Below are 26,357 nucleotides of genomic sequence, written 5' to 3' on the forward strand. Positions count from 1 at the left end.
ACTCTTCTCGGAAGAGATCCCCGCCCGGATGCAGGCCCGCGCGCGCGAGGACCTGAAGAAGCTCGTGACCGACGGGCTGGTCGAGGCGGGCCTCACCTATGCCTCGGCGGGCGCCTTCTCGACCCCGCGCCGGCTCGTCCTGTCGGTCGAGGGGCTCTCGGCCGAAAGCCCGACGCTCCGCGAGGAGCGCAAGGGTCCCAAGGCCGACGCGCCCGCCGCCGCCATCGAGGGCTTCCTGCGCTCGACGGGCCTCACGCGCGACCAGCTCGAGACCCGCGAGGACAAGAAGGGCGCCGTGCTCTTCGCCGTGGTGGAGAAGCCCGGCCGCCGCGCGCCCGAGATCGTGGCCGAGGTGCTGGAGAGGACGATCCGCACCTTCCCCTGGCCCAAGTCCATGCGCTGGGGCACGGGCAGCTTGCGCTGGGTGCGGCCGCTCCAGTCGATCCTCTGCCTTCTCTCCGATGAGGGCGGCGCCGAGGTCGTGCCAATGACGCTCGACGGGTTGACAGCCGGCAACAGCACCGAGGGCCACCGCTTCATGGCGCCCGCGCGCTTCGCCGTCTCGGGCTTCGAGGATTACCGCGCGAAGCTCGCCCGCGCCTTCGTGATGCTCGACGCCTCCGAGCGCGAGCAGGCGATCTGGCACGAGGCAACCACCCAGGCCTTCGCGCAGGGGCTCGAGATCGTGCCCGACGCGGCGCTCCTCTCCGAGGTTGCGGGCCTCGTCGAATGGCCTGTCGTGCTGATGGGCGCCATCGGCGAGGATTTTCTCGGCCTGCCGCCCGAGGTGCTGCAGACCTCGATGCGCGAGCATCAGAAATTCTTCTCGGTCACGAACCCCGCCACCGGCCGGATCGAGAAATTCGTGACCGTGGCGAACCGCGAGACCGTCGACCACGGCGAGACGATTCTGAAGGGCAACGGCAAGGTGCTGTCGGCCCGCCTCTCGGACGCGCGCTTCTTCTGGGAGAACGACCTGCGCACCGTGAAGACGGCGGGCCTCGAGGGCATGGCCGAGGGGCTGAAACAGGTCACCTTCCACAACAGGCTGGGCAGCCAGGCCGACCGCATCGCCCGGATCGAGGCGCTGGCGCGCGAGATCGCGCCCCTCGTCGGCGCCTCTCCCGACCTCGCCGCCGAGGCCGCGCGGGTGGCCAAGGCCGACCTGCAATCCGCGATGGTGGGCGAATTCCCGGAACTGCAGGGCACGATGGGCAGCTACTACGCCCGCGCGGCCGGCCTGCCCGAGGCCGTGGCGCTGGCCTGCAAGGCCCACCACCAGCCGCTCGGCCCCTCCGACGCGGTGCCCACCGACCCCGTCTCGGTCGCTGTGGCGCTCGCCGACAAGATCGACACGCTCACGGGTTTCTGGGCCATCGACGAGAAGCCCACCGGCTCGAAGGACCCCTTCGCCCTCCGCCGCGCCGCGCTTGGGGTGATCCGGCTGGTGCTGGCGACGGATCGTCAATTACCGCTTCATTCATTGTTCCGCCTTGTTTTCCTGTGGCGTCAGCAACTGTCTGTCGTTGGTCATGCCGACGCCCATGCCGTGCTGGGTGGGGTGCAACTGGCCATCCGGCGCGATGGTGCAGCGGTGACGACGCCGAGCGAAGCAGACGACCTCCTCTCCTTCTTCCACGACCGCCTGAAGGTCCACCTGCGCGAGCAGGGGATCCGGCACGACGTGATCGACGCCTGCCTCGCCATGCCCGGCAACGACGATCTCTCGCTCCTCGTCAAGCGCGCGGAGGCCCTGTCGTCCTTCCTCAAGACCGACGACGGCACCAACCTCCTGCAGGGCTTCAAGCGGGCGAACAATATCCTCGCACAGGCCGAGGCGAAGGACGGGGTCGAATACAGCTTCGGCGCCGATCCGAAATTCGCCGAGACCGACGCCGAGCGCGCGCTCTTCGCGGCCCTCGAGACGGCCGACGCGGCCATCGGCCCCGCCCTGCAGGCTGAGGATTTCGCCGCCGCCATGTCCGCCATTGCCGCCCTCCGCGCGCCCATCGACGCCTTCTTTGAGGCCGTGCAGGTCAATGCCGACAACCCGGTCCTGCGGCGGAACCGGCTCAACATGCTCCATTCCATCCGCGCCACCTGCGCGCGCGTGGCGGATTTCACCCGGATCGAGGGCTGAGCCGCTCATTCTCGCCCAAATATCCCACGGGGGTGCGGGGGTGTGAAACCCCCGCTTCCCACCTCTCCGCTTGCTTGCCCGGCCCCGTTGCGTATCCTGCCCTGAAGGGAGCGCCGCAGTGCAGAAAATCGAGCCCATCAGCGACTTCGACCGTATCACGCCGACCGCGGCGATCAGCCTGAAGACGCATGGCTTCCGCGCCAAGTGCCTGCAGCGGCTTGTCCGGCTCGACCTGCCCGTGCCCGTGACGGTCGCGCTGCCCGCCACCACAGTGCGCGCCATCGCGGCAGGCCATCCTGTCGATTGCGCGGCCATCCTCGCCGATTTCGGCCCTACCCCTCTCGTTTCGGTCCGGCCGAGCCCCGAGCATCCCGACTGGGGCGGCCCCGCGACCGTTCTCAACATCGGCATGAACGCGGCCCGCCACGCGGCCCTCGCCCGGATCCACGGCGAGGAGGCGGCGGACGCGATCTACCTCGGCTTCATCCAGAGCTATGCGATCCACGTCGCCCGCCTCGATCCCGAGATGTTCGAGACCGGCGGCACTTCCTCCGAGGCGCTGCGGTCCGCGCTCCACGCCTGGGCCGACGAGATGGAGGAGCCCTTCCCGCAGGATCCTGCGCAGCAGCTCTCCGAGGTGTTGCGCTCGATGGCGCGGGCCTGGGAGGGGACGACGGCGCGGCTTCTCCGGCAGGCGAAGGGCGCGCCTGCGGATGCGCGGCTCGGCCTCGTCGTGCAGGAGATGGCGCAGGATCTGGGGCAGGGGATCTCCGGCTCGGGCGTGATCCAGTTCGTGGATCCCGCCACCGGCGCGCCGCAGGTGACGGGGCGCTTCTTCAACCGCTCGCGCGCCTGGCACGGCAAGGCTGAAACGCTCTATCTCACGCAGGATCCGCGAGGCCCCTCGCTCGAGGAACGCGCGCCCGAGATCTTCGCGGCGCTCTGCCGCCACGGTTCGGTCTGCCGCGCGCGCCTGCGCGAGGAGATGCAGATCGAGTTCACCATCGAGGACAGCCGCCTTGCGGTGCTCGATGCGGTGAAGGTGCAGCGGTCGTCGCGCGCGGGGCTGCGCATCGCCGTGGCGCTGGCCGAGGACCAGGTCATCACCCGCGCCGAGGCGCTCCTTCGGGTCGAGCCGCGGGCGCTGTCCGAGCTTCTTCATCCGCAGGTCGATCCGCGCGGGCGGCGCGACCGCTTCGCCCGCGGCATCGCGGCCAGCCCCGGCGCCGCGGTCGGGCGGATCGTCTTCTCGTCACAGGCGGCGCAGGCGTCGGCCGCCCGGGGCGAGCCCTGTATCCTCGTCCGGCGCGAGACCTCGCCCGAGGACATCCGCGGCATGAACTGCGCGGCGGGCGTGCTCACCGAGCGCGGCGGCGTGACCAGCCACGCGGCGGTCATCGCGCGCGGCCTCGGCGTGCCCTGCGTCGTCGGCGCCTCGGACATCCGGCTCGACGCCCGCGAACGCCGCCTCGTGGCGCCCGACGGCCGCCTCTTCCGCGAGGGCGACATCATCACCGTGGACGGCACCGCGGGCGAGGCCCTGGCGGGCGAGGCTGCCATGCTCGCGCCTGCGCTCGACAGCTGCTTCCGCAAGCTTCTTTCCTGGGCTGACGAGATGCGCGACATCGGCGTGCGCGCCAATGCCGACACGCCCGCGGACGCGCTGGTCGCGCGGCAGTTCGAGGCGCAGGGCATCGGCCTCTGCCGCACCGAGCACATGTTCTTCACCGACGACCGGCTCGTCGTGATGCGCGAGATGATCTTCGCCGACAGCGCGACCGACCGGGCGGCGGCGCTGGCGCGGCTCCTGCCGATGCAGCGCGCCGATTTCGTGCAGCTCTTCGAGATCATGCAGGGCCATCCGGTCTGCATCCGGCTGCTCGACCCGCCGCTGCACGAATTCCTGCCCCATTCGCGCGAAGGCATGCTGGAACTGGCCGAGGCGCTCGACCGGCCGCTGTCCGAGGTGACGCGGCGTGTCGAGGCCATGGCCGAGTTCAACCCGATGCTGGGCATGCGGGGCGTGCGGCTGGGTGTGGCCATCCCCGAGATCTACGACATGCAGGCGCAGGCGATCTTCGAGGCGACGCTCGAGGTCGCCGGGCGTGGCGATCCGGTGGTGCCCGAGATCATGATCCCGCTCGTCTCGGCCCGGCGCGAGGTCGAACTGGTCAAGACCCGGATCGACGCGGTGGCGGCGGCGGTCCATACGAAGTACGGCCGCGACTTCACCTACCGGCTGGGGGTGATGGTCGAGACGCCACGCGCCGCCTTGCGGGCCGGCGAGATCGCACAGCACGCAGCCTTCCTCTCTTTCGGGACCAATGACCTCACGCAGATGACCTACGGGCTCTCCCGCGACGATGCGGGCCGCTTCATGAACACCTATGTCCAGAGCGGGGTCTTTCCCGAGGATCCGTTCCACATTCTCGATGTCGACGGGGTGGGCGAGTTGCTGCTGATCGGCGCCGAGCGCGGGCGGAAGACACGGCCGGATCTGGTGGTCTCGATCTGCGGCGAGCACGGCGGCGATCCCGAATCGATTGAGTTCTGCCGACGCGCGGGCTTCGACTACGTGTCCTGCTCGCCCTATCGCGTCCCGCTGGCTCGGCTGGCTGCCGCTCATCTTGCGATCCGGGAGCGGGGCGAAGCAAAACGCTGAAAATCAACTGGTTAACGTCGTATTTGTGTAGATTTGTCGCAGTTGCGTGACTGCAACATGAGCGAAATCCCGCGCAAATGCTGCTTTTCTGATCGTTGCGAAAAAGCCACACGGCTGGACTCACCGTAAAGAACTTGGGTAGCCCATTCCCGGCTTCGTGCAGGTCGGGTCTGGGCCGCCTGCTCCCGGCGCGAAGCGGCCAACGACCGGGAACAGAGTAAATGAGCGTGCTTCATGTCTGGATGCGCAGCGCCGTGGCGCTGACGCTTCTGAGCGGGGCGGCCTTCGCCGATGTGACGGTGAGCCAGTCCAACGATCCGACCGCCAACCTTGGCGGACAGCTTTCGGCCCTCCTCGGTGCCGAGCGGAATGCCCTTGGCACCGTCCCCGCGCACAGGCTCGAACAGGTGGCGACGGCCGTAGTGCGGCCCGAGAAGTCGCCGCGGTTGCGGAAATCCGTCGAGAAGCCGGCGCTGCGCTACGACGAGGATTGGCTTGCCTCGCAGCCCGTGGCCGCCAAAGGGTCGGACGAATGGAAATGCCTGGCCACGGCCCTCTATTTCGAGGCGCGGGGCGAGTCGATCCAGGGACAGTTCGCGGTGGCCGAAGTCATCATGAACCGGGTCGACCGTCCGGGCTATCCGGGGTCGATCTGCGGGGTGGTGCATCAGGGCGGCCAGTTCTCCTACACGTTCGACGGCAAGCCGGAGACGATCCACGAGAAGGGGGCCTTCCAGCGCGCCGGCAAGATTGCGGCGCTGATGCTGGCGGGCGCGCCGCGTCAGCTCACGCAGGGGGCCACGCATTTCCATACCCGCGCGGTGCGGCCGGGCTGGGCGCATCGCTTCCCCCGGACGGCGACCATCGGCGGGCACCTGTTCTATCGCCAGCCGGGCGGCTCCTGAGGTCTCGCTCCTGTCGCAAGCCTTGCCTCGCCTGCCGCCTTCGGGCTAGGCGGGATCGGTGCCGGGGCTATCCTTCCCGGGAGCTGACGCCGGGAGGCCGCCTTGACCAACGACATCCGCCTCGCCTTCGCCCACCCCGAGGAACGGGCCGAGGCTTCGGCCGGCGCCGCGCCTCGCGATCGGATCAGTCTGCGCGACCATGTGGCCGAGGTCGAGATCGGCGCCTTCCAGCAGGAACGCGGCACCCGGCAGCGCGTGCGCTTCAACGTGGTGGTCGAGGTCCGGCCACATCCTGCGCCGCTGCAGGACGACGTGGACCGCATCCTTTCCTATGACCGGATTACCGAGGCCATCGCGGCCGAGCTCTCGGCCGAGCGGCTGAACCTGCTCGAGACCCTCGCCGCTCGCATCGCCGAACGTATCCTCGCCGAGCCGCAGGCGATGCGGGTGTTCGTGCGCATCGAGAAGCTCGACCGGGGGCCCGGAGCGCTCGGCGTCGAGATCGTGCGCTCGCGCGCCGAGGCGCCGCTCAGGCGGACGGCCGAGGGCGGCGAGGCGGTGCATCCGCTGGTGGTTTTCCTCGACAATGAGGCCATCGCGGCGCCCGACCTGCCCGCGCGGCTCGATGCGCTCGAGGCGCGAGGCCTGCCGCTGGTGCTGGCCGTGGGCCTGCCCGACGAGCCGCGGCCCGAGACGCACCATCGCCCGACGCAGCGACGGATCGACCTCCTTGCCATCGAGCAGAATGCCTGGGCACTGGCGGCCCGCGATCCGCGCTGCGTCGTGGTCGCGACGCGAACCGAGATCGACTGGGCGATGCGCCGCGGGCAGACCATCGTCTGGGCGCCCTCGAAGCTGGTGCTGGATGCGGTGGACGGCCCCAACTCTCGCGATCCCGTGGCGCTGGCGCTCTGGCTTGCCGAGATGCTGGCGGCCGACCGGCTCGTCGTTCACGGCGATGTGACACTTCCGGCAGGAAGCCGCGTGCCGCTCGAACGCGCCTGACCGCGGCCTCTTGCGCAGGAAGACGACCGGTCGCATGAACGTCGGATGACCTATTTCCGTCCGATCCCCATTGCCGATGCCGCACGTCCCCCGGATGCGCTGCCCCTCGCCGGCGGCCCGCTGTTCTTCGACCGGGTCGAGTGTCTCGAGCGCGGTCGCGCGCCGGAGATCATTCCCGCCGCTGAACTCGACGCTGCGGCACTGGCCCCGCTGACTGCGCCGCGAGAACCCGTTGCGGGGCTGCCGATGGACCGGCCGCAGATCATGGGGATCCTCAACGTGACGCCGGACAGCTTCTCGGACGGTGGGCGCTTTGCCGCCCTGCCGGAGGCGCTCGCGCAGGCGCAGAGGCTTGTGGCCGACGGTGCCGACATGCTGGACATCGGCGGCGAGAGCACGCGGCCCGGCGCGGCCGAGGTCGACCCTGCCGAGGAGATCCGCCGGACGGTCCCGGTGATCGAGATGCTGCGGGGGCAGGGTCTGGAGACGCCGGTGTCGATCGACACGCGCAAGGCCGCCGTGGCCGAGGCCGCGCTGAAGGCCGGGGCCGATCTGGTCAACGATGTCGCCGCCCTGACATGGGACATGGGCCTCGCCGGGGTGGTGGCCGACCGGCAGGCGCCCGTCTGCCTCATGCATGCGCAGGGCACCCCGCAGACGATGCAGGACGATCCGCACTACGAGGACGTGCTGCTCGACGTCTACGACTGGCTGGCCGAGCGGATCGCCGCCGCCGAGGCGGCCGGCATCCCGAAGGCGCGGATCGTGACGGATCCCGGCATCGGCTTCGGCAAGACGGCCGGGCACAACCTGGCCCTCCTGCGCCGGCTGTCGCTCTTCCACGGGCTCGGCTGTCCGATCCTGCTCGGAGCGTCGCGCAAGCGTTTCATCGGCACCCTTTCGGGGGAACCCGTGGCCGACCGGCGGATCGCCGGGTCCATCGCCGTCGCGCTTGCCGGAGCGGCGCAAGGAGCGCAGATTCTACGGGTGCACGACGTGCGCGAGACACGGCAGGCACTGGTTCTGTGGCAGGCAGTCACACGCGAGGCGGCAGAGACCGCGGGAGAACGGAGGCAGGCATGACGAGGAAGCTCTTCGGCACCGACGGGGTGCGCGGCAAGGCGAACACCCATCCGATGACCGCCGAGATGGCGCTGAGGCTCGGTGCGGCGGCGGGACGCTACTTCCGCCCGGTGGGCGCGGGCTCGCCCCGGGTGGTGATCGGCAAGGACACGCGGCTGTCGGGCTACATGCTCGAGAACGCGCTGACGGCGGGCCTCACATCGACCGGCATGAACGTGCTGCTGCTGGGCCCGGTGCCGACGCCGGCCGTCGGCTTCCTCACCCGCTCGATGCGGGCGGATCTCGGCGTGATGATCTCGGCCAGCCACAACCCGCACGAGGACAACGGCATCAAGTTCTTCGGTCCGGACGGCTTCAAGCTCTCGGACGAGGCCGAGGCCGAGATCGAGACGATCCTCGCGGGCGAGATCCAGCCGGCGCAGCCCGGCAACATCGGCCGCGCCAAGCGGATCGAGGATGGCCGCGGGCGCTATCAGGAATATTGCAAGACGACGTTCCCATCGGGGCTCAGGCTCGACGGGCTGAAGGTGGTGATCGACTGCGCCAACGGCGCCGCCTATCGCGCAGCGCCCGAGGTGCTCTGGGAACTCGGGGCCGAGGTCGTCGCGGTGGGCGTTCAGCCGAACGGCACCAACATCAACCTGCGCTGCGGCTCGACCCATACCCAGACCGCGGCCGAGGCGGTGGTGAGCCACGGCGCGGATGTCGGCATCTGCCTCGACGGCGACGCAGACCGCGTCATCATCCTCGACGAGACGGGGCGCGAGGCGGACGGCGACCAGATCATGGCGCTCTTCGCCGCCCGCTGGGCCGAGGAGGGTCGGCTGCGCGACGGAACCCTCGTCGCCACCGTGATGTCGAACCTCGGGCTCGAACGGTTCCTGTCGGGGCGCGGCCTGCGGCTCGAGCGGACGCCGGTGGGCGACCGCTACGTCGTCGAGGCGATGCGCAAGGGAGGATGGAACCTCGGGGGCGAGCAATCGGGCCATATCGTGATGACCGACTTCGCCACCACCGGCGACGGGCTGCTGGCCGGCCTGCAGTTTCTCGCGGCGATGGCGCAGACCGGGCAGCGTGCCTCGGACCTCGCCCGCAGTTTCGAGACCGTACCGCAGCTTCTGAAGAACGTCCGCTACGAGGCCGGGCAGGAGCCGCTGAAGGCACCGCGGGTGCAGGCGGTGATCCGTGACGCCGAGGTGCGGCTGAACGGGGCGGGGAGGCTTCTGATCCGCAAGTCGGGGACCGAGCCGCTGATCCGGGTCATGGCCGAATGCGAGGACGAAGCCCTGCTGCGCGACGTGGTGGACGGCATCGTCGCTGCAGTCAACGACGCAGCGTAAGGCGGGAACAACGCGCATCCCGGCGCATTGTCGAGGAACCGCGGAGGGTGGCGAACCCGCTCTCCAGCCTCACACTGCAAGGAGACGCCGATGGACTTCGCCTGGATCGTCCCGTTCCTTTTCTTGTTCACGCTGCTCTGCGGCATCATCTTCGCCCTCGTCAGCAAGGACCGTGTCGAGGCGCGCCGCCACGACCCCAACGCACCGAAGTCGACACTGGCCAAGGACGGACCGCAGGGGGGCGTCGCTTTCCTGCGCAAGGACGGCCCGACCGACGCCAAGCCGGGAGCCGAGCCGGTTCTGGAGTGATCGCCTGAAACGGGCTCAACGAAAAAAGGCGCCCCTCGGGGCGCCTTTCCTGTCTTCGGGTCCGGTCAGGATCAGTTGCGGGCGCGGTCGACCATCTTGCCCTTCGAGATCCAGGGCATCATGCCGCGCAGTTTCTCGCCGACCTTCTCGATCTGGTGCTCGTCGTTGATGCGGCGGGTCGCCTTGAAGAACGGCTGGCCGACGGCGTTCTCCTGCATGAAGTCGCGCACGAACTTGCCGGTCTGGATGTCGCGGAGGACCGCCTTCATCCGGGCCTTCGTCTCGTCATAGGGCAGGATGCGCGGACCCGAGACGTACTCGCCGTATTCGGCGGTGTTCGAGATCGAGTAGTTCATGTTCGCGATGCCGCCTTCGTAGATCAGGTCCACGATCAGCTTCACCTCGTGGAGGCACTCGAAATAGGCCATCTCGGGCTCGTAGCCGGCTTCCACCAGCGTCTCGAAGCCCATGCGGATCAGTTCCACGAGGCCGCCGCAGAGAACCGCCTGCTCGCCGAACAGGTCGGTTTCGCATTCCTGACGGAAATTGGTCTCGATGATGCCCGAGCGGCCGCCGCCGATGGCCGAGCAGTAGGAAAGGCCGATCTCCATCGCCTTGCCGGTCGCGTCGTTGTGGACAGCCACGAGGCAGGGCACGCCGCCGCCCTTCACGTATTCGCCGCGGACGGTGTGGCCCGGGCCCTTCGGCGCCATCATGATGACGTCGACGCCCGGCTTCGGCTCGATCAGGCCGAAGTGCACGTTCAGGCCGTGGGCGAAGGCAATCGCCGCGCCTTCCTTCAGGTTGTCGTGGACGTATTTCTTGTAGGTCTCGGCCTGCAGCTCGTCGGGCATGGTGAACATGATCAGGTCGCACCAGGCGGCGGCCTCGGCGATGCCCATGACCTTCAGGCCCTCGGCCTCGGCCTTCTTGGCCGAGGGCGAGCCCTCGCGGAGCGCCACGACCACGTTCTTCGCACCCGAGTCGCGCAGGTTCAGCGCATGGGCGTGGCCCTGGCTGCCATAGCCGAGGATGGCGACCTTCTTGTCCTTGATCAGGTTGATGTCGCAGTCGCGATCGTAATAGACGCGCATGGGGCGCTCCTTCCGTGATGAACTGTTGCGCACCATAGGGACGTGGGGGGCGAGAGCGGCTGCAAAGTTTGACGATCCTGGCTCGATCTGGCAAAGGTCATGCGCAGAAGCCGCCTATCGTGAAAAGATCATGCTCGACGACACCGACCGCCGCCTGTTGCGCCACCTGCTGGCCGAGCCGTCGCTGGCCACGGCGGATCTTGCCGAGCGCGCGGGCCTGACCACCGCCACCTGCTGGCGGCGGCTGGAGCGGTTGTCGGAGCGGGGCGTGATCGGGGCGCGGCAGGTGGTGATCGACTGGCGGAAGCTGGGCTACTCGGTGGAGGTCTCGTTGCGCTTCACGCTGGACAAGACCGATCCGCGCGCCTTTGACGAATTCCTTGCCGCGGCGCGGCTGGTGCCCGAGGTGATCGGGATCGAGACCTTCCTCGGCCGGGTCGATGTGCGGCTGAACGTGATCGCCCGCGACATGAAGCACTACCAGGAACTCTACCGTGCCCGCATCCTCACGCTGCCCCATATCGCGGACATCGAGGCCCTGATGCTGGTCGCCACCATCCGCGAGGCGGAGGCGCTGCCGCTGTGATCGACCTCGACGACACCGACCGCGCCCTTCTGCGCGCCCTGGCCGAGGACGCCACGCAAAGCGCGGGCGCGCTCGGGCGCCGTTTCGGCCTGTCGCAGCCGGCGGCCTGGCGGCGGATCCGGCGGCTCGAGGAGGCGGGCGTGATTGCCGGGCGCCGGCTCGAGGTGGACCGCGAGGCCCTGGGATTCGGCGTGACCGTCTTCCTTGGCGTCAAGCTCGCGACCAAGGGGCGCGTCAGCCTCGAGGATTTCGAGCGTGCGGTGACGGCGATCCCGGAGGTGCAGGTGGTGCAGCATGTGCTGGGCCTCTTCGACTACCGGTTGCGGGTGGTGGCCCGCGACATCGCGGATTTCGAGCGGGTGCTCAGGCGGCGGATCATGACGCTGCCGGGGGTGGGCCAGGTCGAGGCGAACGTGCTGCTGACCGAGGAGCGTCGCATCGGGCCGCTCGGCTAGCGAAGAGGCCGGGGGCTGTCTGCCCCCGGACCCCCGAGGACATCTGGGCAGAGTGAAGAACGGGGGAGTATTGCCGGGTGACGGCGCCGGAGGACTGGCGCCGCGCCCGCGTGAAGCCCTGCCGGGTCGCAGCCAAGCTTGGCGGGCCGGGGACGTTCTGCGGAGGCTGTTGCGATCGCCCGCCCGCCGTGGCCTGCAGCCTGCCGGAATGGGGAGGAGGCCGATCGGGTGACCAGCGACTGCGACGTTTTTCGGGTGGCGCGGGGCTGGCGGCGAGCGCTATCTGTCGGGTAACAAGGAAGGAGCCTGCCCATGCCCGCGCTGCGCCCGGATGTCGATCCCGATGGCCTGATGGAATTTTCCGTGGTCTTCACGGACCGCTCCCTGAACCACATGTCCGCGAAATTCCAGCAGGTGATGCGCGACATCTCGGGCATGCTGCGCGAGGTCTATGCCGCGGAGGCGGTGGCGGTGGTGCCCGGCGGTGGCACCTTCGCCATGGAGGCGGTGGCGCGGCAATTCGCGACCGGCGCGCAGGCGCTGGTGGTGCGGAACGGCTGGTTCTCCTACCGCTGGACGCAGATCCTCGAGGCGGGCGGCTTCGCGGCCGGGCAGACGGTGGTGATGGCGCGGGCCTCGGGCAACGGGGCGCGCGCGCCCTTCGCGCCGCCGCCGATCGAGGAGGTGGAGGCGAAGATCGCCGAGGTGAAGCCCGACGTCGTCTTCGCACCCCATGTCGAGACCTCGGCCGGGATCATCCTGCCCGACGACTACATCACGCGGATGGCGGAAGCGGCGCATAAGGCGGGGGCGCTGATGGTGCTCGACTGCATCGCCTCGGGCTGCATCTGGGTTGACATGGCCGCGACCGGCGTCGACGTGCTGATTTCGGCGCCGCAGAAGGGCTGGTCGGCCTCGCCGGCCGCGGGGCTTGTGATGCTCTCGGCGCGGGCGGCGGAGCGGCTGGAGGCGACAACCTCGAACAGCTTCGCGATGGATCTGAAGAAGTGGCGCGCGATCATGGCGGCCTATGAAGGCGGCGGGCATGCCTATCACACTACGATGCCGACCGATGCGCTGCTGGGCTTCCGCGACGCCATGGCCGAGACCAAGGCGCTGGGATTTGACACGGTAAAGGCGGCGCAGTGGCGCCTCGGGCGCGAGGTGCGCGCCCTGCTGGCGGAGAAGGGTGTGGTCTCGGTCGCGGCCGAGGGCTTCGCCGCGCCGGGCGTGGTCGTCAGCTACACCGAGGATCCCGAGGTGCAGAGCGGGCGGAAGTTCCTGGCCGAGGGCATGCAGATCGCGGCGGGCGTGCCGCTTCAGGTCGGCGAGGGGGCGGAGTTCCGCACCTTCCGGCTCGGCCTCTTCGGGCTCGACAAGCTGGCGGACGTGGATGGGACGGTGGCGCGGCTGAAGGCCGTGGTCGACCGGGTGATCTGAGGCTCAGGCGACGCCGAGGCCCGCGCGCATCAGCGTGCGGCGCACCGGCGCCGAGCCGTAGAGCGCGTCGAGCAGCTTCGCCCGCAGGTCACGCCAGGCCGGATCGCCGGCCATCGAGGCACGGTTCAGCAGGTCGATGCCGAGGATGCGTGCCTGCACCTCCCAGTGCCGGCGGCGGTGGTAGGCGTCGAGCATCGTGGGTCCGCCAAGGCCGTCGCGGTTGTCGGCGGCAAGCTCCAGCAGGGCGCGGAGGTCGGCGAGGCTCATGTTCAGGCCCTGCGCCCCGATGGGCGGCATGACATGGGCGGCCTCGGCCATCAGGGCCGTGCGCTCGCCCGACATGCGTTCGGCCACCTGGCTGATGATTGGCCAGACGTTGACCTGCGAGGCGAGCGTGAGCGGACCGAGCAGCCCGCAGGAACGCGTCGTCATCTCGTCCTCGAACGCCTCGCGCGGCAGCCCCTTCAGCCGCAGCGCCTCCTCGCCGCGCTCCATCCAGACGATGGCCGAGGCGGGCCGCCCTCCGGTGTCGGGCAGGGGGACGAGCGTGAAGGGCCCGCCGGAGCGGTGGATTTCGGTCGAGACATTCCCGTGCGGAATGGGATGGGTCACGGTGAAGGCCAGAGCCTTCTGCCCGTAACGCGTCGTGCGGACGCCGATGCCCAGCGCCTCGCGCACCGGCGAGTTGCGCCCGTCCGCCCCGACCAGCAGCCTCGCCGAGACGCGGGTGCCGTCGGAGAGCGTGACCAGCGCCTCGCTCTCGCGGGTGAGGACGGCCTTCGTGGCAACGCCCGGGCGGAAGTCGACGCGCTTCAGGGTCTTCAGATGCGCCACCATCTCGCGCCGCAGGAGCCAGTTCGGGAGGTTCCAGCCGAAGGGCTGCTCCGAGATGTCGGCCGCGTCGAAATCCTTCACCACGCGAGGCTCTGGCACCGGGCCACCCGCATCGACGATGCGCATGACCTGCAAGGGCGCGGCATGAGGCGCGAGGCGGGGCCAGAGGCCCGCGGCTTGCAGGAGAGGGATCGAGGGCTGCAAGAGCGCGGTCGAGCGCAGGTCGGCCCCCTCGGCCTCGGCCGAGGTCACGGGGGGCTGGGGATCGACACAGATCACGGACCAGCCGGCCGATGCGAAGGCGGCGGCGGCCGTGAGGCCGGCGACTCCTCCGCCGGAGACGAGAATGTCGGTTGCGATCCGGGCCATGGTTCCCTCCGTTTCCGGGGAAGCTAGAGGCCCGGGCGCGGGTCGTCCAGATCAGCCCAGCGTGATCATCACGATAATGCCCAACATCACCGGCACAAAGAAGAGCGCCGTGAGCCCGAGCATGACCGGGCCGAAGGCCCAGGTGCCGACAGCCACGATCGATATGAGCGCCGCGGCAAAGGCGAAGAGGACGAGGTCGCCGCGACCCGTCTTGCGCGTGTAGCGTTCCGTCGGCGGAATGACGTGGTTCGGCAGGTCGGTGATGTCGGCGTAAGCGTTCATGCAGGATCTCCGTTAACTACGCCGGACAGATAGTCGCATTTCGGTCATGTGGCTAGGGCATTTTGCCACGTTGGCCGCTTCACGGCTGCAGAAGCGCCAGAAAATCCGAGAGATCGAGCGTGTGGTGGTGGATGTGCGGCGCAGGCAGCGCCTCTGGGGCGACGTGCACCGTGCGCATTCCCATCGCATGGGGCTCGACGAGATTGCGCGAATCATCCTCGAACATCGCCGCGGCCTCTGGCGCGAGCCGGTCCGCGGCGAAGACGGTCTCGAAGGCCGCGCGCTCGGGCTTCGGGCGGAAGCCTGCGTGTTCGACCCCGTAGACCGCGTCGAAGAGGTTTGCGAGCCCGCGTGCCTCGAGCACGCGCTCGGCGTAGGGGGCGCAGCCGTTGGTGTAGACGATCTTGCGCCCGGGGAGGGCGCGGATGCGGGCGGCCAGGATCATGTCGCGTTCGAGATGGTCGAGCGAGATGTCGTGGACATGGCTGAGGTAGGGCGCGGGATCCACCCCGTGCTCGGCCATGAGTCCGGCGAGAGTCGTGCCATAGGTCGACCAGTAGTGGCGCCGCAGCCGGTCGGCCTCGGCGCGCACCACCCTCAGCTCCGTCATCACCCAGTCCGTCATGCGCCGCTCGATCTGGTCGAAGAGCCGCGCAGAGGGAGGATAGAGCGTGTTGTCGAGGTCGAAGACCCAACCCCGGACATGCGAGAAGCGATCGGCCACCATGGGCGGACGCTACGCCCCGTTCCGCGACGGCGCAACGGTTTGCCGTTGATCTGCGCCGCCGCTCGCGGCTAACGTCGCGCCGGTCCGTCGGGTTGCTGTGAAAGGGGTCGCGTCGTCGTGCAGAAAGATGCCTATACGTTGATCCTCGAGGCCATCGAGGGAGGCGTCTACAAGCCCGGCGATCGTCTGGTCGAATCCGAACTCGCCGAGCGGCTGGGCGTGTCGCGCACCCCGGTTCGCGAGGCGCTGCAGCGGCTCGAGACGCAGTCGATGCTGACGCGGGACGGACGCAGCCTGATCGTCGCCTCGCTCGACCACAACCAGCTGGCGGAACTTTACGTGGTGCGGACCGAGCTTGAGGGACTGGCCGCGCGGCTTGCGGCGCGCCATGCGACCGAGGAGGAGATCCGGGTGCTGCGCGGCATGGTCGAGGACGACCGGGCGCTGCTCGGCGGCGATCCGCGGGCGCTTTCGCGGGCCAACAAGCGGTTCCACAAGCAGATCCATCTCGCCTCGCACAACCGCTTCCTCGTGCAGCAGCTTGACCTCGTGCACAGGTCGATGGCCCTGATGGCGACGACCTCCTTCGCGGCGGAGGGGCGCGACGAGGTGGCGATCGCCGAGCACGAGCAGATCGTCCACGCCATTGAGGAGCGGGACGGAGAGGCCGCCTATTCCGCGCTGCGCAACCACATCTCGAAAGCCTTCGAAACGCGGCTCCGCGTCGATGCGGGCGAATTGCGGATGCGGTAAGGCCGCGCCGGAGGATGCGGGGGGTGCGGCTGGCCGGGCGCCGGGACGGCAAGCGCCCGGAGCTTCACCCGGTCCCGCCCCGCCGCAGCATCGACCACCCGCGGGATGGTGCGTCGAAGAGGCCGTGGCGGGTCTTGTCCCAGTAGAAGGGCGCGCGGAGAAGTTCCCACAAGGCCTTGTAGGCGGCCAGCGTCGCGAGCGGATTGTAGAGGTGCATCGTCGGCACCCACAGCGGGCTTAGGCGGTGTCGGGTGAAGCGCAGCGCGATCACGCCCATGGCGATCGACGTCCCTTCGGCCCCGATCATGAGCCCGATCATGGTCCAGAGCAGCGGCGTGGGCACGAGGGGCACCACGGGATGCCTCAACCCGAAGGCCAGCAGCCAGAAGGACCAGAGCACCGGCGCGAGCAGGGTCTGCGACAGTGAGCCGAGGAACATCACTTGGAAGCCCGCGAAACGCCACGCGCCGAGCTGGCGCCAGAGCAGCGCCGGATCGCGCATGTGGACCGCCCAGGTCATCATGAAGCCCTTGATCCAGCGCGATCTCTGCTTGATCCACGGAAGGGCGCGGCAGTTTGCTTCCTCTCCCGTGACCGTGTTGATCAGGTCGGTGCGGTAGCCGTGGCGGGCAAGCCGGATGCCGAGGTCGGCATCCTCGGTCACATTATGGGCGTCCCAGGCGCCCAGGTCCTCGAGGGCGGCCCGGCGGAAGAAGAGCGTGGTCCCGCCGAGCGGAACCGCGAGCCCGAGCCGGTCGAGGCCCGGCAGCATCAGGCGGAACCAGGCCGCGTATTCGATGGTGAAGCAGCGCGAGAGCCAGTTGGTCCGGGGATTGTAGTAGTCGAGCCGTCCCTGCAGGCAGGCGACCTGCGGCCCGCGGCGGCTGAATCCCTCGACCACGCGGCGGATCTGGTCGGGCTCCGGCGCGTCCTCGGCATCGTAGACGCCGACGATGGAGCCGCGGCAATGGTCGAGCGCCACGTTGAGCGCCCGCGGCTTCGTGCGGATCGAGCCGGCGGGCGAAATGACGATCCGCATCCAGGGCGGGAGTCGCGCCTCGAGCAGCGCCATGCGCGTGCGTCGGTCGGCCTCTTCGACCACCAGCAGGATCTCGAGCTTGTCGCGCGGGTAGTCGATCCGTCCCAGCCGCGAGACGAGGCGGCCGGCGATGTCCTCCTCGTCGTAGAGCGCCACGATCACCGAGACGATGGGCAGGCGGAGGATCGGCAGGCTGTCGGGTTCCGGCGGGCGGCGGCGCAGCGTTGCTGCGGCAGTGGCGATGCGCAGCGCCGCACCCAGCGTCATCGCCAGGAGCGCCCAGAACGTGAAGGCGAGCAGCACGAGGCCCGGCGAGAGCACGAGACCTGTGGCAACGGCGAGCCCCGCGGCGACGGCCAGCCGCGTCATCCGACCCGTGCGCCAGCCCCTGCAGCTTTCCTCCGGCGCGACACGGGTTTCCGCGGCCGCCCCGATGGCGGAGGCGCGGGCGACGTGAAGCGCGGTCTCGATCGACGAGCGGGTGGCCAGGATCGGGATTACCCGGCCGAAAAGCTCGGCAAGGAGCGGGCCATGACGCAGGAAGCTGTCGGGCGAGGCGGCAGCGACGAGGACGGCTCCGCCGAGGTCATGGACGGGCAGCAGCGTCTCGCGCAGGCACGTGCGCACCCCGAGCCGGTCGATCAGCCTCGGATCGGGCGGCTCGACAGCCGGGTCGAGGACAGCCAGTCCGCCTTGCCGAGCGGTTATGGCCAGGATCTCGTCCTCCGACAGCGCGCCTTCGGCAAGCAGCACGTCCGCAAGCCGGGTTGCGCCGCGCGCGCTGCGGGCCAGGGCGCCCATGATCCGGTGCGGAGCCACATGGCCTTCGCGCAGGAGCATCACGCCAAGCGGCTCGGACGGATCGGGGGCGGGCGGAAGCCGGGGGCGGCGCCGTGCAGCGACCTCCGCTTCCCCGGCAACGCGCCGGTCGAGGGACAGGACGAGGGGAGGAGCGGCCACGGTCAAGCCTTTCGATGGACGCCGCACACTCGCTCGAACTGGTTAAGAAGGCGTAAAGCACGATTGCAGGCAGACTCTCGTTCCGACACGGGAAAAGGGCGCCGGACCGTGTCCAGCGCCCTCGCGCCAGAAAGGCCGTGGGGGATTGTGCCCCGGCGCCGTGTCAGAATGTCTCGGTGAAGAACATGGTCGCGGCGGTCTCTCCGGGGGGCGCCACGCTGTCGAGGCCCGATATCAGAGGCGGCAGCGAGGCCCCGGAGGGCACGGTTCCGCGGCCCGATTCGTTGGCAGGCAGCACGACAACACGCGTCCCCGGCTGGACACGGGCATAGAGGTCCAGGATGTCCTGGTTCCAGAGCCGGATGCAGCCGGCCGACGTGGCGCGTCCGATCGAGGAGACATCGTTCGTGCCGTGAATCCGGTAGTAGGTGTCCTTGCCGTTCTTGTGCAGATAGAGGGCGCGTGCTCCGAGCGGGTTCGACAGGCCGCCGTCCATCCCGTCCTTCCAGGGGCCGTATTGCTCGGGATCCTCTTCGATCATGCTCTTGGTCGGGATCCAGCGCGGCCACTCGCGCTTGATCGGAATGACGGCATCGCCGGAGAAGCCGCGTCCCTCGCGGCCCACGGCGACCGCATAGCGGACGGCGCGCTGGCCGGGCAGGACGTAGTACAGGTAGCGGGCGTAGGGATCGACCACGATGGTGCCGGGCAGTTCCGCGGTCCAGTAATCCACCTCCTGTCGAACCTTGTAATCGGTCAGGTATTGCGGAGGCACGGCCGGGATGAGCCGCTCGCCATCCTGTACCGGGCCATACATGGCGGCCACCTGCGGCGCGATGCCGGTCGGCATGGCGCTGCGGCTCGGCGGGGGCTCGGGCGCGCAGGCGGCGACGAGGGTGAGCGCCGCGAGGGCAGGCAGGAAGCTACGGGAGATAAGTCCGGTCATCGGATGGTCCTTGTTTCGGGGCAGGGCGAGCCGCGGACGGGCTGGCGCCCGGTGCCGCAGGCCGTCGCCCTCCGTCGTTGACACAAGGGGGATGAGCGGGACTTGGTTCCGGATCAGCGCGCCGCAATGGCCATGTGGCACGGGCGGCCGGATCGGAGGAGGCGAAAGCGCAGCGAGCCATACTCCTGCAGGACAAACGCCCTTGTGCGGTTGCACAGGGTCCCGGCAGCGCTCCGACTGGCGTGCCTGCCCGCGGGATCCAAAGGCGGGCTCGCCCGGATGCGGCTGCGCGGGACTCGGGCGATGCGCTTGCCGGGAAGCTGGCCGCCCGGGTTCAGGCGGCGCGTCCGTCGATACGGACGCGCAGGCGCCAGCCGGTGCGACCGCCGGGGCGTGGATTCACGGGGGTCAGGCGGCGCGCCGGGCCTTCATGGCTGCGGCGAAGCGCTCGAACAGGTAATAGCTGTCCTGCGGTCCCGGGCTCGCCTCGGGGTGATACTGCACGGAGAACACGGGACGATCCTCGACGCGGATCCCGCAGTTCGAGCCGTCGAAGAGGCTGACGTGAGTCTCCTTCACGCCCTGCGGCAGGGTCTGGCTGTCCACCGTGAAGCCGTGGTTCATCGAAGTGATCTCGACCTTGCCGGTCTCGAGATCCTTCACCGGATGGTTCGCGCCATGATGCCCATGGTTCATCTTCACCGTCTTCGCGCCGAGGGCGAGCGCGAGCATCTGGTGGCCGAGGCAGATCCCGAAGAGAGGCAGGTCCCGGTCGAGGACACCCTGGATCATCGGCACGGCATAGACCCCGGTGGCCGCCGGGTCGCCGGGGCCGTTCGAGAGGAACACTCCCTCGGGGTTCAGCGCCAGCACGTCCTCGGCCGTCGCCGTCGCCGGCAGCACCGTCACGTCGCAGCCCGCCGAGGCAAGGCAACGAAGGATGTTCCGCTTGGCGCCATAGTCGATCGCGACAACCTTCATGCCCGGCTCTGTCCGCGCACGATAGCCTTCGGGCCAGGCCCACCGCATCTCGTCCCAGCGGTAGCTCTGCGCGCAGGTCACGTCGCGGGCAAGGTCGAGCCCGACGAGGCCGCGCCAGCCGCGCGCCTTGGCGACCAGGGCCTCGATGTCGAACCGCCCCTCGGGATCATGGGCGAGCGCCACATGCGGGGCGCCCTGCTGGCGGATCGCGCGGGTGAGGCGGCGCGTGTCGATCCCGCCGATGCCGATGCGCCCCTTCGCGAGAAGCCAGGCGGTCAGCTCGGAGGTCGCGCGCCAGTTCGAGGGCCCGGTCGGGTCCCACTTGACCACCATGCCGGCGGCCACCGGCTCGGCCGTCTCGTCGTCCTCGGGAGTGACGCCCACGTTGCCCACATGCGGGAAGGTGAAGGTCACGATCTGCCCGGCATAGGAGGGGTCGGTCATGATCTCCTGATAGCCGGTCATCGCGGTGTTGAAGACCAGTTCGGCCACGGTGTCGCCCCGGGCACCGAAGCCCTTGCCGTAGAAGATGGTGCCGTCGGCAAGTGCCAGACAGGCAGTGGGTTTTTCGGCGGGGCTGGCGGCGGCCATGGCGCGACTCCTTGGCAAAATCTGGCGGACACTAAGGGTTGGTGCCCGCACGGTCAAGGCCGCGACAGAAATGACTTATCCTTTTGGATCAATGGTTTGTTCTAAGGTGGCGTGGTTGTGTCGGGGCGGGCTTGCCTGTAAGGTGCGGGTTTCGCACAGCCATGGAGGCGGATGAGGATGACCCTGCGCGAGCGGCTTCAGGACGCGATGAAAGAGGCGATGCGCGCCAAGCAGCCGGATCGGCTCTCGACCCTGCGCCTGATCAATGCCGCCATCAAGGATCGCGACATCGCTGCCCGCGTCGACGGAGCGGACGGGATGGTGTCCGACGAGGAGATCACCGCCATCCTCGGCCGCATGGTCCGCCAGCGCCTCGAGAGCGCGCGTGCCTATGAGGAGGGCGGACGGCTGGAGCTGGCCGAGAAGGAACGCGCCGAGATCGCGGTGATCGAGGAGTTCCTGCCGCGGCAGCTGGATGCCGAAGAGGTCGAGGCCGCCATTTCCGCAGCCATCGCCGAAGTGGGCGCCACGACGATCCGCGACATGGGAAAGGTGATGGCCGAGCTGAAGGGGCGCTACACGGGCCAGATGGATTTCGGGGCCGTGGGGCCGATGGTCAAGGACCGTCTCGGCTGAACCTGCCGCAGGGCTGAGGCGACCGCTTGTCGGCCCGGCGGTGTGACCGACGGTCCGGCGTGGCTCCCGCTCTGCCCGCGGGCAATGGCAGGAGAGCCAGACCTGCTCTTCCGGCGATGACGTGCAGCCAGCAACTCCGTCATCTGCGACCCCGACGAGCTTGCCCTCTGGCAAAGGTCCAGAGTCCGGTCCGTGGCAACGCGGCGCGAGGGGCCTCAATGGCGCCGAAGCGGCGCAGCCCCCGCTCAGTCACTCTGCCGGTCGGCGCAGCCGTGCCAGCGCGCCCTCCAGCTCGGGCAGCAGGGCCAGCCGCTCGTCCTCGCTCAGGAAGGCGCCGATCTCGACCTCGCGCGGCCCGCCACCGAGCGTCAGGTAGTTGCTGACCGGCCCTCCCGAAGCATGCAGCGTCACGCGCACCCAGTGGGGATTTGCCTGCCAGCTCTGCCGCCGCCCACGCGGCCCGTGGCGGTCGAGTGTCGCCCGGTCGCGCCAGAGGGTGAACTCCTCGAGGATCTCGCCGTCGGAATAGCTTCGGTTCAGCGCGAGCCAGATGCCGGTCGCGGCGAGGACGAGGAAGGGCAGCAGCCCCCAGAGGACCGGTGAACCCAGCACTCCCACCAGCGGCACTGCGAGCAGCAGGCAGGTCGCGGCCATGAAGCCGGCAAACCCTCTCCGGGGCAGCGACCGGTAGGGCCAGAGATGCAGGCGGAACGCGGGCCCGTTGTTCCCTGCGCAGCCGTCCGCAGCCTCACGGATCGCGTCGTGGGATGGAGCGAAGGCCCCGGATTGCTCCGGGGCCCTCGGCACGATGACCCATTCATAGGGCATATCAATGCGCGGTCGTGCGTTCCCAGTCCTCGCGCTTGGGAAGCTGCTCGAACGTGTGCTCTGGCGGTGGCGAACTGAGCGTCCATTCCAGCGTGTCGGCATGCTCGTTCCAGTAGTTGTTCGCTGTCACGCGGGCACCCCGCGTCAGGGTGTAGAACACCACGCCGAGGAAGAAGAGGAACGAGGCGAAGGACAGGAAGGCACCGAGCGACGAGACGAAGTTCCAGGTGGCGAAGGCCTCCGGATAGTCGATGTAGCGCCGGGGCATGCCCTGTCGGCCGAGGAAGTGCTGCGGGAAGAAGGTCAGGTTCGCGCCCACGAACATCATCCAGAAATGCAGTTTGCCGGCCCATTCCGGGTACTGCCGGCCCGACATCTTGCCGATCCAGAAGTAGATGCCCGCGAAGATCCCGAAGACGGCGCCGAGGCTCATGACGTAATGGAAATGCGCCACGACATAATAGGTGTCGTGATAGTAGCGGTCGACACTGGCCTGGCTGAGCACGATGCCGGTGACGCCGCCGACGGTGAACAGGAAGAGGAAGCCGAGCGCCCAGAGCATCGGCGTCTTGAGCTCGATCGAACCGCCCCACATGGTCGCGATCCAGGAGAAGATCTTGATGCCCGTCGGGACAGCGATGACCATCGTGGCCATCATGAAGTAGCTCTGTTGGGTGAGGCTCAGGCCCGCCGTGTACATGTGGTGGGCCCAGACCACGAAGCCCAGGACGCCGATCGCCACCATCGCGTAGACCATCGGAAGATAGCCGAAGATCGGCTTCTTCGCGAAGGTCGCGATGACATGGCTGACGATGCCGAAGGCGGGCAGGACGATGATGTAGACCTCGGGATGGCCGAAGAACCACAGGATGTGCTGGTAGAGCACCGGGTCTCCGCCGCCCGAGGGCTGGAAGAAGGTCGTGCCGAAGTTGCGGTCGGTCAGCAGCATGGTGATGGCGCCGGCCAGCACCGGCAGCGCCAGCAGGATCAGCCAGGCGGTGACGAAGATCGACCAGGCGAAGAGCGGCACCTTGTGCATGGTCATGCCGGGCGCGCGCATGTTGAGGAAGGTGGTGATCATGTTGATCGCGCCGAGGATCGAGGAGGCGCCCGACAGGTGCACCGCGAAGATTGCAAGGTCGGTCGAATAGCCGGCCTCGGAGGTCGACAGTGGCGGATAGAGCACCCAGCCGATGCCGGACCCGCTCTGCCCGTTACCTCCCGGCGCGAAGAGCGAGGCCACGGCAAGCGAGGTCCCCGCCACGTAGAGCCAGTAGGACAGGTTGTTCATCCGCGGGAAGGCCATGTCCGGCGCGCCGATGTGCAGCGGCATGAAGTAGTTGCCGAAGCCGCCGAAGAGCGCGGGAATGACGACGAAGAACATCATCAGGATGCCGTGGGCGGTGATCATCACGTTCCACAGGTGGCCGTTCGGGGTGCAGTTCTCGACCGCCGAGGGCCAGAGCGAGGTGAAGAACCCCTTCACGAAACCCGAGTCCAGATGCTCTGCGCACATGAACTGGACGCCCGGCGCCATCAGTTCCATCCGCATGTAGACGGTGAAGGCGACCGAGATCAGACCGACGAGACCGCCGGTGAAGAGATAGAGGATGCCGATATCCTTGTGGTTCGTCGACATGAACCAGCGGGTGAAGAACCCCCTCCGGTCGTGCTCATGGCCATGGATGGCTGCGTCGGCCATTGGCTCGCCTCCCCGCGTGCTGTTTCCGATCCCGCAGACGCGGACAGAGCTCAAGCCCGACGCCTCAGGTGTATGTGTAGAGCGCCGGTCAGGGTCCGGCAACTTCGCACTTTGATCTGGATCAAGAAAATCGGCCACTCCTCCCTTCGTGGGGGTGGCACGTCGCCGCAGGCTTCGGAGGGCGAAAAGGTCTGTTCCGGGCGCGCGGCGATCGGAAACGGCGGCCCGGATGGGGCGTCGCGCTCTTCTTCAGGTCCGCTGAGGACGTGCCGCCTGCGGGCGTCCTTTTGCCCGCCGCTGGCTCAGTCCGGAAAGTGCCGGGGGAACGTGCGCAGCAGCGCCGCGTCGAGATCCTGCATCGTGACGGGCAACCCGAGGTCGACGAGGCTCGTCACGCCGTGATCGCGGATGCCGCAGGGAACGATGCCGCCGAAATGCGACAGGTCCGGCTCGACGTTGATCGACAGACCGTGGAAGCTGACCCAGCGCCGGAGCTTCACTCCGATGGCCGCGATCTTGTCCTCGGCCGGATCGCCGGCCGGGGACGGCGCGCGGTCCGGGCGGACGACCCAGACGCCCACGCGCCCCTCGCGCCGTTCCCCCCTCACGTTGAACTCGGACAGGGTGTCGATCACCCAGTCCTCGAGCGCCGAGACGAAGCGGCGCACGTCGCGTCCGCGACGCTCGAGATCCAGCATCACGTAAGCCACGCGCTGCCCCGGGCCATGATAGGTGTATTGCCCGCCACGGCCTGCGACATGGACCGGGAAGCGCCCCGGCTGGACGAGATCCTCGGGCCGGGCCGATGTGCCGGCGGTGTAGAGCGGCGGATGTTCGAGAAGCCAGATCGCCTCGGAGGCCTCGCCGCCGCGAATGGCCGCGACGCGGTCCTCCATCGCGGCGAGGGTCTCCGCATAGGGGCTCAGACCCGGAAGAATGGCCCATTCCACGCCAGACATCGCCTTTTGATCCCCCGATCGACCGCAAAAAACATGCCGGGCTGTTCACGCAGCCGTGTTACGCTTCCCGAGTCCTTCGCTATCCGGGAGATGTCCGATGTATGGTAAATTCCTCGTCACCGCCAGCCTTGCGGCGCTGGTGGGACTGGCTCCGGCCGAGCAGGTCCAGGCGGATGCAGGCGACGCGATCGCGGGCGCGCTGGTCGGTGGCATCATCGGACATGCGATCGCCAACGATCAGAACCGCCGCCGCGCGCAGCAGCAGCAGCGGGTCTACCGGCGCGCGGCGCCGGCGAAGTCCACGATGTCCGCCGCGCAGCGCGAGCAGAACAAGGAGGTCCAGACGGCCCTCAACTACTTCGGCTACCCGGTCGGCACGGTCGACGGCGTGCTCGGATCGCGCTCGCGCGCCGCGGTCTCGCAGTATCAGGTGCTTCTCGGCTATCAGCCGACGGGACAGCTCTCGGAATACGAGCGGACGATCCTGACCACGGCCTATCACCGCGGCATTGCCGGCGGGCCGATGGTGCAGCAGTCGATCGCCACGCATCCGCAGGGGATGCGGGGGCTTCTGATCATGCAGCGCGACGAGATGGCGGGCCTGCCCTCGACGCAATCCGTCGGCATGCCGATGATGCAGCAGGCGCCGATGCCCCAGATGCCGACGGTCGCCGCGGCGCCCGTCCTGCCGATGGCCGTGATGCCGATGGCGCCCGCGGTGGCGGGCGCGGCCGCCGCCGCCGCTCCCGTCCTGCCGGAACTGCCGATGCCGGCCGCAGAGCCGCCGCAGCCTGCCGCGCCCGAACTGCCGTCGTTCCTCGGATCCGGCGCGACGATGGCGTCGCTCGCCTCGCACTGCAACTCGGTCGGGCTCAAGACCAACGCGAACGGCGGCTACACCACCTCGGCGGCGATGACCGATGCGACCTTCGCGCTCGGCGAGCAGTTCTGCCTCGCCCGCAGTTATGCGATTTCGGGCAGCGAGGATCTGACGAAGCAGGTGCAGGGCTTCACGGCGCAGCAGATCGCGGAGCAGTGCCAGGCGCTCGGCCCGGCCCTGCAGGATCAGGTCTCGGCGCTGTCGCTCGAGCCGCGGGACGACGTGCTGAAGGATGTGTCCGCCTTCGTGCTGGCGAGCGGGCGGCCTCCGGCGCAGCTGGCGGGTTCGGCGCGCATCTGTCTCGGCACCGGCTATGCCGAGGACCGGATGGACGTGGCCATCGCCTCGGCCCTGCTCCTGACCGCGCTCGGCCAGAAGGGCTATGCCGAGCTTCTGGGCCATCACCTCGCCCAGGGCTTCGGGGCGAGCCAGCGGCCCGATCTCTCGCTCGACTGGTATCAGATGGGGCTGGATGCGGCGCAGAGCGGAAGCGCCGTCTTCGGGCGGGAAATGCCTGACCGGAATGAGGTGATTCGGAAGGCCGCCTACACGGTGGGTGGACGCGTCGACCTTATCGCGCCCGCGGCCCCGGCGCCGCTGCCCGTCTTCGCGCCGGCGGCTCCGGCACCGATCGAGGTGGCCGCTCCCGCGGCGGAGCCCGCCGTTCCCGCGCCGTCCGTCGAAGCCTCGGCCATGCCTGAGCCCGCGGCCGGTGAGCCGAGCATGGCCTTCGTCGCGCAGCCCCCGGGCGACGTTGCAGAGGCCGGAGCCAAGGCGGTCTCGGCCGCCGCGCGCTTGCCGTTCCTTCTGCTCGGACAATGACTTGAGGCCGGGGTGCCGGATGCTCGTCC

Annotated in this window: 23 protein-coding genes; 13 read left to right on the forward strand and 10 right to left on the reverse strand. The window is 69.0% G+C overall.

What is annotated here, in order from left to right; translation table 11 throughout:
* Positions 1 to 28: 28 nt before the first annotated feature.
* The 7 genes from glyS to ACTVZP_RS15830 all read left to right on the forward strand — a co-directional run bounded on the left by glyS (position 29) and on the right by ACTVZP_RS15830 (position 9,444).
* Entirely contained in the window at positions 29 to 2,140 is a 2,112-nt protein-coding gene (glyS, locus tag ACTVZP_RS15800; protein ID WP_443213185.1) for a glycine--tRNA ligase subunit beta, read from the forward strand.
* Positions 2,141 to 2,258: 118 nt separating this feature from the next.
* A complete protein-coding gene (locus tag ACTVZP_RS15805) occupies positions 2,259 to 4,802 on the forward strand; it encodes a putative PEP-binding protein (RefSeq protein WP_443213128.1) in 2,544 nt (847 codons plus the stop codon).
* Between the two features lie 221 nt (positions 4,803 to 5,023).
* Positions 5,024 to 5,707 (forward strand): cell wall hydrolase, encoded by a 684-nt coding sequence (locus tag ACTVZP_RS15810; protein WP_443213129.1) that lies wholly within the window; start codon positions 5,024 to 5,026, stop codon positions 5,705 to 5,707.
* 102 nt (positions 5,708 to 5,809) lie between these two features.
* Positions 5,810 to 6,712 carry a dihydroneopterin aldolase gene (locus ACTVZP_RS15815; protein WP_443213130.1) on the forward strand — a complete coding sequence of 301 codons (903 nt, stop codon included), beginning with the start codon at positions 5,810 to 5,812 and terminating at the stop codon, positions 6,710 to 6,712.
* A 45-nt stretch (positions 6,713 to 6,757) separates the two neighbouring features.
* Complete coding sequence (gene folP, locus ACTVZP_RS15820) at positions 6,758 to 7,795, forward strand: dihydropteroate synthase (protein WP_443213131.1); 1,038 nt, start codon at positions 6,758 to 6,760, stop codon at positions 7,793 to 7,795.
* The gene (glmM, locus tag ACTVZP_RS15825) at positions 7,792 to 9,135 is read left to right on the forward strand and encodes a phosphoglucosamine mutase (protein ID WP_443213132.1); all 1,344 of its coding nucleotides are present in this window, start codon (positions 7,792 to 7,794) and stop codon (positions 9,133 to 9,135) included. Before folP ends, glmM begins: the two co-directional genes overlap by 4 nt.
* 90 nt (positions 9,136 to 9,225) lie before the next feature.
* On the forward strand, positions 9,226 to 9,444 hold the full coding sequence (locus ACTVZP_RS15830; protein ID WP_443213133.1) for a hypothetical protein: 219 nt from the start codon (positions 9,226 to 9,228) through the stop codon (positions 9,442 to 9,444).
* Positions 9,445 to 9,515: 71 nt separating this feature from the next.
* Here the strand turns inward: ACTVZP_RS15830 and ilvC are convergent, their stop codons facing one another.
* Positions 9,516 to 10,538, reverse strand: a complete 1,023-nt coding sequence (gene ilvC, locus ACTVZP_RS15835; protein WP_443213134.1) for a ketol-acid reductoisomerase — start codon at positions 10,536 to 10,538, stop codon at positions 9,516 to 9,518.
* A 130-nt stretch (positions 10,539 to 10,668) separates the two neighbouring features.
* Between ilvC and ACTVZP_RS15840 the strand changes: the two genes are divergently transcribed.
* The 3 genes from ACTVZP_RS15840 to ACTVZP_RS15850 all read left to right on the forward strand — a co-directional run bounded on the left by ACTVZP_RS15840 (position 10,669) and on the right by ACTVZP_RS15850 (position 13,019).
* The gene (locus tag ACTVZP_RS15840) at positions 10,669 to 11,124 is read left to right on the forward strand and encodes an Lrp/AsnC family transcriptional regulator (protein ID WP_443213135.1); all 456 of its coding nucleotides are present in this window, start codon (positions 10,669 to 10,671) and stop codon (positions 11,122 to 11,124) included.
* Entirely contained in the window at positions 11,121 to 11,579 is a 459-nt protein-coding gene (locus ACTVZP_RS15845; protein ID WP_443213136.1) for an Lrp/AsnC family transcriptional regulator, read from the forward strand. The genes ACTVZP_RS15840 and ACTVZP_RS15845 overlap by 4 nt, the downstream gene beginning before the upstream one ends.
* A 312-nt stretch (positions 11,580 to 11,891) precedes the next feature.
* Positions 11,892 to 13,019 (forward strand): aminotransferase class V-fold PLP-dependent enzyme, encoded by a 1,128-nt coding sequence (locus ACTVZP_RS15850; protein WP_443213137.1) that lies wholly within the window; start codon positions 11,892 to 11,894, stop codon positions 13,017 to 13,019.
* A 3-nt stretch (positions 13,020 to 13,022) separates the two neighbouring features.
* On the opposite strand, the gene ACTVZP_RS15855 is transcribed toward ACTVZP_RS15850, so the two are convergent.
* The 3 genes from ACTVZP_RS15855 to ACTVZP_RS15865 form a co-directional block, all read right to left on the reverse strand.
* Complete coding sequence (locus ACTVZP_RS15855; RefSeq protein WP_443213138.1) at positions 13,023 to 14,222, reverse strand: UbiH/UbiF family hydroxylase; 1,200 nt, start codon at positions 14,220 to 14,222, stop codon at positions 13,023 to 13,025.
* A 51-nt stretch (positions 14,223 to 14,273) separates the two neighbouring features.
* Positions 14,274 to 14,504 (reverse strand): hypothetical protein, encoded by a 231-nt coding sequence (locus ACTVZP_RS15860; protein WP_443213139.1) that lies wholly within the window; start codon positions 14,502 to 14,504, stop codon positions 14,274 to 14,276.
* A gap of 79 nt (positions 14,505 to 14,583) precedes the next feature.
* Positions 14,584 to 15,231 carry a pyrimidine 5'-nucleotidase gene (locus ACTVZP_RS15865; RefSeq protein ID WP_443213140.1) on the reverse strand — a complete coding sequence of 216 codons (648 nt, stop codon included), beginning with the start codon at positions 15,229 to 15,231 and terminating at the stop codon, positions 14,584 to 14,586.
* A gap of 117 nt (positions 15,232 to 15,348) precedes the next feature.
* Between ACTVZP_RS15865 and ACTVZP_RS15870 the strand changes: the two genes are divergently transcribed.
* The gene (locus tag ACTVZP_RS15870) at positions 15,349 to 15,984 is read left to right on the forward strand and encodes a GntR family transcriptional regulator (protein ID WP_443213141.1); all 636 of its coding nucleotides are present in this window, start codon (positions 15,349 to 15,351) and stop codon (positions 15,982 to 15,984) included.
* A gap of 64 nt (positions 15,985 to 16,048) precedes the next feature.
* Here ACTVZP_RS15870 and ACTVZP_RS15875 read toward each other — a convergent pair whose 3' ends face one another.
* The 3 genes from ACTVZP_RS15875 to carA all read right to left on the reverse strand — a co-directional run bounded on the left by ACTVZP_RS15875 (position 16,049) and on the right by carA (position 20,501).
* Positions 16,049 to 17,863, reverse strand: a complete 1,815-nt coding sequence (locus ACTVZP_RS15875; protein ID WP_443213186.1) for a glycosyltransferase — start codon at positions 17,861 to 17,863, stop codon at positions 16,049 to 16,051.
* A 283-nt stretch (positions 17,864 to 18,146) separates the two neighbouring features.
* Complete coding sequence (locus ACTVZP_RS15880; protein ID WP_443213142.1) at positions 18,147 to 18,929, reverse strand: L,D-transpeptidase; 783 nt, start codon at positions 18,927 to 18,929, stop codon at positions 18,147 to 18,149.
* 408 nt (positions 18,930 to 19,337) lie between these two features.
* Positions 19,338 to 20,501 (reverse strand): glutamine-hydrolyzing carbamoyl-phosphate synthase small subunit, encoded by a 1,164-nt coding sequence (gene carA, locus ACTVZP_RS15885; protein ID WP_443213143.1) that lies wholly within the window; start codon positions 20,499 to 20,501, stop codon positions 19,338 to 19,340.
* Positions 20,502 to 20,678: 177 nt separating this feature from the next.
* Between carA and ACTVZP_RS15890 the strand changes: the two genes are divergently transcribed.
* Positions 20,679 to 21,137, forward strand: coding sequence for a GatB/YqeY domain-containing protein (locus tag ACTVZP_RS15890; protein ID WP_443213144.1), 459 nt, complete (start codon positions 20,679 to 20,681; stop codon positions 21,135 to 21,137).
* Positions 21,138 to 21,386: 249 nt separating this feature from the next.
* Here the strand turns inward: ACTVZP_RS15890 and ACTVZP_RS15895 are convergent, their stop codons facing one another.
* The 3 genes from ACTVZP_RS15895 to lipB all read right to left on the reverse strand — a co-directional run bounded on the left by ACTVZP_RS15895 (position 21,387) and on the right by lipB (position 24,626).
* On the reverse strand, positions 21,387 to 21,965 hold the full coding sequence (locus ACTVZP_RS15895; RefSeq protein WP_443213145.1) for a DUF2244 domain-containing protein: 579 nt from the start codon (positions 21,963 to 21,965) through the stop codon (positions 21,387 to 21,389).
* A 1-nt stretch (position 21,966) separates the two neighbouring features.
* Positions 21,967 to 23,667, reverse strand: coding sequence for a cytochrome c oxidase subunit I (ctaD, locus tag ACTVZP_RS15900; protein WP_443213146.1), 1,701 nt, complete (start codon positions 23,665 to 23,667; stop codon positions 21,967 to 21,969).
* A gap of 302 nt (positions 23,668 to 23,969) precedes the next feature.
* The gene (gene lipB, locus ACTVZP_RS15905; RefSeq protein WP_443213147.1) at positions 23,970 to 24,626 is read right to left on the reverse strand and encodes a lipoyl(octanoyl) transferase LipB; all 657 of its coding nucleotides are present in this window, start codon (positions 24,624 to 24,626) and stop codon (positions 23,970 to 23,972) included.
* Between the two features lie 97 nt (positions 24,627 to 24,723).
* Between lipB and ACTVZP_RS15910 the strand changes: the two genes are divergently transcribed.
* Entirely contained in the window at positions 24,724 to 26,328 is a 1,605-nt protein-coding gene (locus ACTVZP_RS15910) for a peptidoglycan-binding domain-containing protein (RefSeq protein WP_443213148.1), read from the forward strand.
* The last annotated feature ends 29 nt before the right edge of the window (positions 26,329 to 26,357 follow it).

This window comes from Rhodobacter sp. NSM (assembly GCF_052244495.1).
Taxonomy (GTDB): Bacteria; Pseudomonadota; Alphaproteobacteria; order Rhodobacterales; family Rhodobacteraceae; genus Cereibacter_A.